We start from the raw sequence: 10933 nt of genomic DNA on the forward strand, positions 1-10933 counted from the left end.
AAGGAAACGGGCTTCTTGTCAGCGTCGGCGAACGCCAGCGAGGGGGCTTGCTGGCCGATGTAGCTTTTGGGGAAGAGGTCGTCGTACACCACTTTGCCGTAAAAGCTTTCTTTCGCTTCTCTGGAAAACTGCTCGTATACCGGTTTCTGATCCGGTGTGAAGTAGCTGTAGTTCGTGAGCATGAGGAAAGGGCCCCACCAGGTGTCTTTGTTGGCGGTGATCAGGGCGGAGATGGAATCTTCTACGGTTTTGAAGAATTCATGTTCTTCCTTTTCGAACTGCTTCCAGGCTGCGGAAGCCATGATTTCCTTTTGCAGTACCGTGTCTTTCGCCTGACGGGCAGCAGACAGTTTATCGGTCACTTCCTTGCCGCGTTCGTGGTAGGCGTTGTACAGCACTTCCAGGCGGTCGCGCTGGGCGCTTTTGGCCAGGTACTCGTCGTGTACGGGGCTGCCGGTCACTTTCACCCCGGTGAAGTTGCGGCCTTCGCCGTCTTTGCTGGTTTCCGCCTTGCCGGTTACGTTGATGTCGGTATTATCGACCATCAGTTGAAAGCCGCCGTAGCCGCCGTCTTTCACTTTCACGAAATAGAAGCGCGGCCCTTCCACGCTGCCGGAAAAGGTGAACTTCCCGGATTTCACGGTGGCGGTGGCCACGGGTTTTTCTTCCTTATGCGAACCGGCGGGGATCATCTCCAGCACGGTGCCGTCGGGCAGACCGCTGAATTGCCCGGTGATGGTGTACTTCCCTTTATCCTGGAAAGCGGAGAAAACGACCGCCAGCGCGAGGGCGGCTGTTGTGAAGAATGTTTTGCCGAATAGTGTCTTTTTCATGAGTGGTTATAGATTTACGTTTTGCTGAATGGTTCCGTTGCCGGGATTGTTGATGGCGCCCTGCGGGAAGGGCATCGTCCACATATGCGAATCCGGCTTGAGCGAAATCGCCGTACCGTTCTCGGTTTTAGTGAGCGTCCGCGCATATTGCGGGTCTTTGTTGAACCTCCGCATATCGCCGAACGCTACGATGGAAAACAACGTCGCGTTTTCCTTCGTGCGGCGGATGTGCCCGATCGCCTGGGCGGTATTGGCTGCCGTCAGCGCTGCATACTGCGCGGGCAGGATGCGTTTGGCCCGCACGGCATTGAGCGCAGTCATCGCGCCGGAAAGGTCGTTTTTCCGCGCCAGGCACTCGGCCTTGATGAGGTACACTTCGGTGGTGGTGATGCCGCCATCGTTGAAGCGGCCGGTCTGGATCGAATAGAAATAGGTATCCGTACCGATGGTGCGCTGTTTCCAGCGGCTCAGGAAGCTTGCATCCCCGGCTTCGAAGCGGGCGGCGCGGTCCGTCCTGACGTTATATTCCCGCTTGCTGTACACCGCGTCTTCATGCCCGAAAATGTAATTCTCCACGCTTTCGTAGCCCCTGGCAGACGGGAGACTGGGATACAGGTCTGGCTGTTCGATCTGCGTCTTGTAATTGTTGTAGTATGCCACCCAGTCGAACAGCTGATCGTTTACCGCCAGCGCGTTGTTTGCGGACGCGAGGGCCTTGTCGTAATCCCCCATCTGGAGGTAAACACGCGCCAGGAAAGCGTGCGCTGCACCTTTAGAACCGTGCAGGATCGTCGCGCCTTTATCGGGAAGGTCCGGCAGCGCTTCGTTGGTGTTGCGAAGGATGTAATCATACATGGCCTGGATGGTAACCTGGGTGTATGGTGCGCCAAGGTCCGCACTTTCGATCAGCGGTACGGAAAGTTTCGTTCCCGCATTGGCTGCCTCATAGGTATCGGCATAATAGTTCACAAGGAGGAAGTAGTGCATGGCGCGACCCAGTTTGGCCTGCGCCAGGAGGATCTTGCGCGCTTCGTCCGTGGCTTCCGTGGCTTCCGGCACGTATTGTACCAGCAGGTTGAATGTAGAAATCGCCGCGTATGCCGTATAGTACGCCGATTCGTCGCTGTTGTTGTAAGTGATGCGGTTCGTCCCCTCTTCCCACAGGTAATTCGCTTTGGTCAGCGGGGAAAAGTTAAGCGCTTCGGCGCGCTCGAACCGGTCGTTCAGGAGATAAATCGCCTGCAGGTGCGGGTAGCGCTGGTTGCCGTATTCATCACGCACGAACGCTTCATAATCCGCCAGGGTGGCCGGTATTTTCTTGCCCTTGGGCAGGATGCCGAGATACTTTTCGCACCCGCTTGCCAGGACCAGCCCCAGCAATAACACGATGCTTATATTCAGTCTGATATATCGTTGCATAGCCTTTTACATTTTAAGGTACAATGTTACAGCCCCAGTTGCAGGCTCCACACATAATTGGGGCGTACATATCCGCCCATAAGATACTTCGCTGTCTTATCTTTTGCGATCATAAACGCATTTTCCATATTGAACTGTATGCGCGCGCTCTGCATAAAAGCCCCTCGGATGAGCCGTTCCGGCAGGTTATACGCGAGCGACACGTTCCGCATGCGGATGTGCCCCGCGTCCAGCACGTTGATCGACGCATTGCTGTACATGGTGTATAAGTCCGAGCTGAAAGCAGGATCCTCCGCAAAAACGGCCCTCGGCACGTTGGTAGTAGCCTCGTCACCGGGTTTGCGCCAGCGGTTGACGATATCCTTGTTCACCGCGCTAAACTGCGTCATATAACTGAACATGCCGGAGTTGTAGGCATTGTTGAGCATCGGAAGGAAAGTGTTCCGCATCTTGTGCCCCCCTTCATACGTTAGCAGGAAAGCCAGCGTGAAGTTCTTATACTCGAGCGAGCTGCTGAACGATCCGCTGTAAGTGGGAACGGTAGAGCCAAGGTATTTGATGGCGGAGAGCTCGCTGGGCGAAAAGCCGGCAATCGCCCCCTTCTCATCGTATACCTGCGGCAAACCATCACTGCTGAGGCCTGCCCATTCATATCCATAGAGCGCCTGGTAAGGATTGCCCACCCGCGGGTAAGCCAATGGGTAATCCAGTTGCAGGAAATACACCGGTGCCTCCACATTTACATACGTCACCTTGTTTTTATTGTAAGCGAACATGCCGGTAAGGTTCCATTTCCAATCGCCGGAACGGACGATATCCGCACTGATCGTCGTTTCCATACCGTGGTTGGTCATTTCGCCGTTGTTCATCACATAAGTGGAATATCCGAAGCCTTCCGTAGGTACGCCCATGGTATTGGCCAGCAGGTCTTTACCCTGCTTGCGGTAGTAATCCACCGAACCGGTGATCCGGTTGTCGTACATCGTGAAATCCACACCAATATTCCCCGTAAAAGTACGCTCCCACGACAGCAGCGGGTTCGGCCTCGAAGAAATCGATCCCTGGATCCCCCCGACCTGGTAGTTCGGCCCGTAATACGCGACCATAAAAGGCGCATAGGCGTTGGAAATATTTCCTCCCACACCATAAGAGCCACGCAGCTTCAGGTACGTCAGGAAGCCCGGGTTGAAAAACGATTCCCGGTAAATATTCCAACCCAGCCCGGCCGACCACATCGGCTTATTCTGATATTTGGAACTGGTGCCCCAAAGGTTCGAACGGTCCCAGCGAAGACTCCCCGTTACCAGGTATTTGTCGTCGTAAGAATATCCCGCGTTCCCGTAAACCGACACGAAGCGGCTGACGTCCTCCAGGTCGAAGCCCAGGTCGTTGGCCGAGAAATTGCCGTTAAAGAAGGTCCCTTGCGCATTGGCGAGCGCTTTCGCATCGACCATATCGTAAGACAGTACGGCAGGATCGTAATTATACTGCGTCTGGTCATTCAGCTCCAGCTTCATATTCTTCGTTTCCATACCGGCGATCGCTGTGATATTGTGGTGCTGACCAAACCGCTTGTCGAAATTCAACTGCTGACGGAAGTTATACGCCGTATTCAGCTGGCTTTCGCGGTTATAGATGTTGCCGTAAGGCATGAGGAAAAACAGTCCCTGACCCGCCACATCGCCCGCAAAGCTATTCACCCGGTTCCGCACGTAATAACTGTTTTTATCAAACAGCGTATTGCTGCGCAGATGGGTGTTTTCGTATTGGAACGACACCTGGTAATTCAGCCATTTCGCAAATTTTATGTCAAGCTTTGCATAACTGCGGTTCATAAAGCTGGTGTTCCGCGTCAGGTTCAGCCCGATTTCATCCAGCGGCGTGATATCCATGTTATACAGCTTGTACTGGTTGATGATCGACAGTGTATTGGCATTCAGCCTGCGGTCCGCCGTCATCGTGAAATGGGAGCCATCGGCGTTTTTCAGGTAATCGTATGGCATGATGCCGTAACCGGGCGACATGGCACTGAACGTTTGCCGTTCACCCGTTCCGTATTGCAAGTACGAGCTCACCTCAAAATCCAGCCAGGGCGTCAGGTGGGCGGTATTGCGGACATTCAGGCCCACGTTCTGGTTGGCGGAGAACTTGTCTTCCAGCGCATTATGACGATAAGTTGCCGAAGCGTAGAAGGCGTTCCGGTCGCTGGCATTGCCCACGTTCACATTGTACTGCTGCAGTAGCATGTCGCGCTTGGTATAGGCGGCGACGTCGTCGTAGTAATTGAAACCCTGTCCCGCCAGGCTGTTCAGCTTCGCGTCGAGCTGTTGCTGGCTGATGTGTCCGGCGTAGAAATTCAGGAACGCGTCCGCGCCCTGGTTGATATACACTTTATTATCCAGCAGCGACTGCGCATAAGTTGCCGCATTTGCACCCTGGAAGCTGGGATTGCTGGCAGCCCATTCTTTTTCCAGTTCCAGTATCTCCGCGGAATTGGTGAGCCTGCCGGTATAGTAGTTGAAAGGACGGTAAGTGAGGGTGGAAGATGCATTCACCTGCGGGCGTCCTTTTTTGGCTTTCTTGGTGACGATTACGACCACGCCGTTGGCCGCGCGGGCGCCGTAGATGGATGCAGCCGCCGCGTCTTTCAGGATGGTGATCTTTTCGATGTCTTCCAGGTTGAGGCCCGGCAGGTTATCCTGGAGCGAACCGCCGCTGTAGGTGGTGTTTTCCACGGGGAAGCCGTCGATCACATACAGGGGGTTGGTCATCCCGTTCATGGAAGTGGTGCCGCGGATGAGGCCGTTGTTATAGCCGGCCACGCGCCCTTCGAGCAGGGAGCCCAGGTCGCTGAGGCGCTGCTGCTTGAGGGAGGAGGCGGTCACCGTCGCAAACGCTCCGGTAGAACGCTCTTTGCTGAGTGTCTGGTAACCGGTCGAATAGTTGCTGATGGTCACGGCTTCGAGGGAATCCACCATCATGGTCAGCAGCACTTCAAAATTCAGGGAGGCTTCGTCGCCGGGGAGGCGCTTCACATCCGGGATCGTTCCGCCCGACCGGAGCCGCGCTATTGATACTTCCTTCATCTGGAAACCAATGGAAGAAATTTGCAATACCGCATCTTCCGGAACAGCTGGCAGGGTAAACATCCCTTCTCCGCTCGTGGAAGCGCCGGTTTGCGTGCCTTTAATCCGCACCGAAGCCCCGGGCAGCGGCTGCCGCTCCTGGGTGTACACAATCCCGGAAACCTTCACATCCCGGGCCACCGCCTGCTCACCGGCCGGCTTCTCGGACAGGAAGATGGTTTCCACCGAGATGCGGTAATTCAGTTGCCGGTCTTTCAGCACCTTGTCGAGGAACTCGCCAAGTGGCATGTGGCTGGCGGAGATGTTAACCGGCTGTTTGTCGCGGATGAGCTGTTTGTTGTACATCACCACATACCCCGCCTGTTCCTTGATGACAGAGAACACTTTTTCGAGCGGCACATTGTTGCCGGTGAAAGTGATGTGCTGGGACAATACATTTCCCGAAACATGGAGGCAAACAGCCAGAAGCAGGAAGCTCGCAATTTTCATGATACGCAGCATTTGTTGAAATTGCCGCCGTGCCGCGCTGTGTGGTAGAATTACTCCTTCGTTCTTTCTACATACATCGGTTGAGGGATAGCTGAACCGCCCGTTTACGGGCACGCGCCACCGCTTGCAAATAGCAGTTTTTTGCATAAATTGCAATGTTTGGTTTTGGTTGTTAAACGTATTACTGTACGGCATCATAACCTCGCTGAACTTTCCGCCGGGAGTGACCCCATCACTTCCGGTTTTTTATTCAGGGGGCCTTATTATCTTTCTTTTTCGGGTAACGCCCAGGGACGAACCGCTTCTCCGTTTATGGCAATACTACCAGTCTCCGGTTGGCTTCTATTTTAAACTTAACGTTGGCATCCTGCAGCCCGAGGAGTACGTTGGACAGGGGCTCGTTCCTGCCCATTTCGCCGCCGAACATGATGTCGGGCACTCCTTTCTGGTAAACGATCTCCAGGTCGTACCACCTGGCCAGTTCGCGCATGACTTCATCCAGTTTTTTATTGTCGAAATTGAATAATCCGTCTTTCCAGGCCGCTGCCGCTCCGGCATTGGCTACGTCGTTTTTACGCAGCCGGCTGCCGTTTATGATGGCTTGTTCATTGGGCAGGAGCACCGTCTGCCCGGCGCCGCTGTCGGCTTCCACCGCCAGTTTACCCTGCATGAGGGTGGCTACGGCCACCGGTTCGTCGGGGTATGCTTTCAGGTTGAAGCGCGTGCCCAGCACCCGGAGCCTCGTTTTGCCGGTCACTTCCACGGTAAAGGGCTTTGCCGGGTTCTCCGCCACTTCGAAATACGCCTCGCCCGTTACGGTCACCCGCCGCTCCGCCCCGCTGAATGCCACCGGGAAGCGGATGCTGCTGGCGGAATTGAGCCATACCTTCGACCCATCGGGCAACAGCAGCCTGAACTGCCTGCCGCGCGGGATGGTGATGGTGTTGAGCGCCGGGGCTTCGCTTCCGCCTTCGTCCGCATCGTACGCCAGTTGCCCCTTTCCGAGCGTCAGCGTACTGCCGCCCTGCCGCGCGATCTCGCCCTGGGCGGCGCTGTCCAGCGGGATTTGCGTACCATCCGCCAGCGTGAGGATCGCCCCTTCGTGCCCGGGCTGCACATCCGCTTGCACGGGTGCCTGCGCCGCGGGCGATTGCTGCGGAGCCGGGGCGCGCATGAGCCAGAAGGCTGCTCCCGCCGCCAGGAGCCCGATCACCGCCGCCGCCCAGCCCCAACGGCGGAGCAGGGGCGCCCTGCGCAGGGGAACCACCAGGGGCTCCCGCGCCGGTTCCCGGATCGATTCCAGTTCGGCCATCTGTTCCAGCATCCAGTCCGGGTCGGCCAGGGCCTCCAGCAGCCGGGCGTTGCCCGGGCTTTCCGCTGCCCAGCTGTCCAGGCGTTGCTGTTCTTCCCCTGAAATCTCTCCTTCCAGCTTTTTGAGCAGGAGGAGCTCCAGTTCGTTCATTCTTTGCGCATCCATATCGTGGGTGTGGGATATCGTTACAGGTCGGATCCCTTTAGTATAACACAACTAAAAGATCGTTTTAACCAAAAAAGGCGGAAAAATTTTTTCCCTATAGCATTTTCATGAGGAGTAACAGGGCCAGGAAGCCTTTTTCGGACAGGCGGTAGCGCAGCAGCTTGATGGCCCGGGCTTTCTGGTTGAGGACGGTTTGGGGGGAAAGGCCTAATTTTTCCGCAGCCTGTGCGGTAGTGAGCTTGTGGATGAAAAGCAACCGGAACACCTCGCCGCAGTGGGCCGGCAAGGTAGATACTTCCTGGTAGATTTCGGCGAGTACGCGGGATTTGAGCATTTCCAGGTCGGCGCTCTCCTCTCCTTCCGGCGTGAGATAAAGCAGCTCCCGGTGTGAGAGCGCATGCCGGTCGCGGGCCTTCAGGTAATTAAAACAGGCATTGCGGACGCTGATGTATAAGAAGGATTTAATTTCTGACAGCTGTTCGAAGTCGTTTCGCTTGTGAAAAAGCTTCACCATGGTGTCCTGCGCGATGTCTTCCGCCTCGCCGGCATGCTCTACGATCCGGCGCGCAAAGTACACGAGGCCTTTGTAATATCTCCCATACAGGTCTGCCGCCGCGGATTCGTCGCCGGCCCTGAACAGCCGGATCAGTTGTTGGTCATTATGTTGTTCGCTGTATTGCAATGCCGGTGTCGTCCTTCCTCCGTGCAAACTAAAAATATTTCAGGAGAAAAAGAAGCGAATGGCGGTTGAGACCGCCTACTTCTCCGGCCTGGGGAACACCTGGTGTGTTTCCGCCCATTGGCGCCATTGGGCAGACAGCTGCGCCACCACTTCGGGGTGCCGGGCGGCGAGGTCGGTCATTTCCGATTCATCTTCCCGGATGCGGAAAAGCCGCCAGGTGGTGTCGCCCGAAAGCGATACCAGTTTCCATTCGCCGTTGCGCGCGAACCGGGCGCCGAAATGCTCGTTGAAGAGCGTCCGGTCCACATCCCCTTTCCCTTCCAATGCCGGTTTCAGGCTGATGCCGGTATACGGGAGGATGGGATTGCCCTTGTAGCTGGCCGGATATTCCGCTCCCGCCAATTCGAGGAAAGTGGGCATGAAATCCATGACGTGGCCCACCTGGCCGGAGAATCCTCCCTTCTGCCGGATGCCTTTCGGCCACCAGGCAATCATCGGCGTGCGCACCCCGCCTTCGAACGACTGCGCCTTGGCATACTGGTATGGCGTATTGGCCACATTCGCCCAGCGCTCCCCGATGGAAGCGAAACTCGTTTGCGGACCGGGCATCACCTGCTTGTTTACCGGGTAGTGGATTTTGCGGCCGTCGCGCGTTTCGCCGGGCCGGTCGAACCCCGGGCCGTAGCGCATGCAGTTTTCAGGGCTGGCGCCATTATCGCTCAGGAAAACGATCAGCGTGTTGTCCAGCTCACCGGATGCCTTCAATGCCTGCAGGATGCGGCCGATACCCTGGTCCATACGGTCTACCATAGCGGCATGTACGGCCATGGCGCGGGCGTCCCAGGCTTTGTCGGGGTTGTTTTCCCAGGCCAGTTTGCCGCCGGTACGCGGCGGGAGCGGCGTCGTTTTCGGGTCGATGACGCCTTTCTCGGCCATGCGTTTGTATCGCGCGTTGCGGATGGCGTCCCAGCCTGCGGTGTAGGTATTTTCATATTTGGCGATTTCTTCCGGCGGCGCCTGCAAAGGCCAATGCGGTGCGGTGTGGGCCACATAGAGGAAGAAGGGCTTCCCTTCCCGCCCGAACTCCCGGATATACGCAACGGCGGAATCATTGATAGCGTCTGTATGATAATATCCCTGCGGAACGCTTTCCACCGGTTCGGTGCCGCTGACCAGGCTGAAGGGGTCGAAGAAATCCACTACGCCGAAAATGTTGCCGAAGTATTTTTCGAACCCGCGGTTCACGGGGTATTGTTCAACGGGCGAGAAATACGGATGAACAGCCTGGTGGTTCAGCCATTGCAGCTGGGCTTCGCGGGTAGCCTGCTCGATGGTGTTGGACACATGCCACTTGCCCGACATGGCCGTCCGGTAGCCCGCGCTGCGGAGTACTTCCGCCAGGGTGACGGTGTTGGTCCCGAGCGCGCCGCGGTAACCGGGCTCCTTGCGGGCGGCCGTCATCTCGCCGATGCCCGCCTGCTGGTTATAGAGGCCCGTCAGCAGCGAGGCGCGCGTGGGGCAGCAGCGGGAAGTATTGTAAAACCTGGTGAAGCGCAGGCCATTGTCTGCCAGGTAGTCGAGGTTCGGGGTCTTGATTTCGCCGCCAAAACAGCCCAGGTCGGAGTACCCGAGGTCGTCGGCCAGGATGAGGATGATATTGGGCCGCCCGTCTTTCTGCGCCCCTTTATTTCCCTTCCGGCTGCCTGCGCAGGACGCGATCGCCAGGCCGGCTATCAATAGCCATATCGGATTTTTCATAGCTTGCGTGGATTCGTTTCCCATCAAAATAGACAACCCATCGCCAATTTCCACCTTCCGGTACGATCCGGCTAAATATTGAAACGAAATGACGAAACAAATGCATAATTTGGGTCTTCACCTATACCAGAAGCTTTGCACTACGTGCTATTACTGTCCCTTTTTTTTGGGTTTACGATATTTATAATGATACGGATATGCATGCTGCTGCATGAATTCGGTCACGCAGCAGCCGGATTGCTCCTTACCCGTAAAAATGTATTTGTATACTTAGGCACCCAGGGCGATAACAACGCCTTCACAATCGACAACCGGCTGATTTCCATCAATATTCACAACAATCCCATAAAATGGACGTGGTAAGCGTAGGCATTTTCGGCAAACGGAGGATATCGACCGGCTCATCGAACACCTCTCATAAAAAAACCTGCAATACCTGCAGGTTTCCTTTCACTAAAACACTCAAATGTATATCCGGTCTATGACTTCAGCCAGTTCAGCAAATCTTTGTTGATCGTTTCCGCTTCCGTGGTGGGCATGCCGTGCGGGAAACCGGGATAGGTGATTAACGTCGCGTTTTTGGCGAGTTTGGCGGACTTCGGTGCGGAGTTTTCGTATGGTACGATCTGGTCGTCGTCCCCGTGCATCACCAGCACCGGGATGTCCACGGCTTTCAGGTCTTCCGTGAAATCGGTTTCCGAAAACGCTTTGATGCAATCATAATGCGCTTTGATGGAGCCCATCATCCCCTGGCGCCACCAGTTGTCCTGGATGCCTTTCGATATTTTCGCGCCTTCGCGGTTGTAACCATAAAAGGGGAAGGTGATGTCCTGGTAGAATTGCGCGCGGTGTTTGGCGGTGTTGCTGCGGATATCATCGAACACGGAGATATCTACGCCGCCGGGGTTGCTGTCGGATTTCACCATCACGGGCGGAACGGCGCTGATGAGCACGGCCCTGGCCACGCGGCCTTTCCCGAATTTATGCGCATACCGGATCACTTCGCCGCCACCGGTGGAATGCCCCACATGGATCGCGTCTTTGAGATCCAGCGCCTTGGCCAGTTCAGACACATCTTCGGCGTAGGTATCCATGTCGTGCCCTTTTTCCGTTTGTGAAGAACGCCCATGGCCCCGCCTGTCGTGCGCGATCACGCGGTAGCCCTGCTCCAGGAAGAAATACATCTGCG

General features: G+C 56.0%; 7 protein-coding genes. All 7 read right to left on the reverse strand.

Translation table 11 applies throughout. The features are described 5' to 3' along the window. Positions 1 to 833: DUF4369 domain-containing protein (locus Q0510_RS23075; RefSeq protein ID WP_298717049.1), on the reverse strand; the 833-nt coding region annotated here is incomplete at its 3' end. 6 nt (positions 834 to 839) lie between these two features. Then, on the reverse strand, positions 840 to 2252 hold the full coding sequence (locus tag Q0510_RS23080) for a RagB/SusD family nutrient uptake outer membrane protein (protein ID WP_298717052.1): 1413 nt from the start codon (positions 2250 to 2252) through the stop codon (positions 840 to 842). A gap of 26 nt (positions 2253 to 2278) precedes the next feature. Then, on the reverse strand, positions 2279 to 5827 hold the full coding sequence (locus Q0510_RS23085; protein ID WP_298717055.1) for a SusC/RagA family TonB-linked outer membrane protein: 3549 nt from the start codon (positions 5825 to 5827) through the stop codon (positions 2279 to 2281). A 310-nt stretch (positions 5828 to 6137) separates the two neighbouring features. Then, positions 6138 to 7304 (reverse strand): FecR family protein, encoded by a 1167-nt coding sequence (locus Q0510_RS23090; RefSeq protein WP_298717058.1) that lies wholly within the window; start codon positions 7302 to 7304, stop codon positions 6138 to 6140. A 94-nt stretch (positions 7305 to 7398) separates the two neighbouring features. Beyond that, on the reverse strand, positions 7399 to 8013 hold the full coding sequence (locus tag Q0510_RS23095; RefSeq protein ID WP_298717061.1) for a sigma-70 family RNA polymerase sigma factor: 615 nt from the start codon (positions 8011 to 8013) through the stop codon (positions 7399 to 7401). Positions 8014 to 8061: 48 nt separating this feature from the next. After that, positions 8062 to 9744 carry an arylsulfatase gene (locus Q0510_RS23100; RefSeq protein WP_298717064.1) on the reverse strand — a complete coding sequence of 561 codons (1683 nt, stop codon included), beginning with the start codon at positions 9742 to 9744 and terminating at the stop codon, positions 8062 to 8064. A gap of 479 nt (positions 9745 to 10223) precedes the next feature. Further along, positions 10224 to 10933, reverse strand: a 710-nt coding sequence (locus tag Q0510_RS23105) for an alpha/beta hydrolase (RefSeq protein ID WP_298717067.1), incomplete at its 5' end; no start/stop codon positions are given.

Origin of the sequence: uncultured Chitinophaga sp. (genome assembly GCF_937874145.1) — a bacterium.
Classification (GTDB): domain Bacteria; phylum Bacteroidota; class Bacteroidia; order Chitinophagales; family Chitinophagaceae; genus Chitinophaga.

Excerpts from the sequence above, each read along its gene's own strand:
- Q0510_RS23080 (WP_298717052.1), bottom strand. The coding sequence starts at position 2,252 with ATGCAACGATATATCAGACTGAATATAAGCATCGTGTTATTGCTGGGG.
- Q0510_RS23085 (WP_298717055.1), bottom strand. The coding sequence starts at position 5,827 with ATGAAAATTGCGAGCTTCCTGCTTCTGGCTGTTTGCCTCCATGTTTCG.
- Q0510_RS23090 (WP_298717058.1), bottom strand. The coding sequence starts at position 7,304 with ATGGATGCGCAAAGAATGAACGAACTGGAGCTCCTCCTGCTCAAAAAG.
- Q0510_RS23100 (WP_298717064.1), bottom strand. The coding sequence starts at position 9,744 with ATGAAAAATCCGATATGGCTATTGATAGCCGGCCTGGCGATCGCGTCC.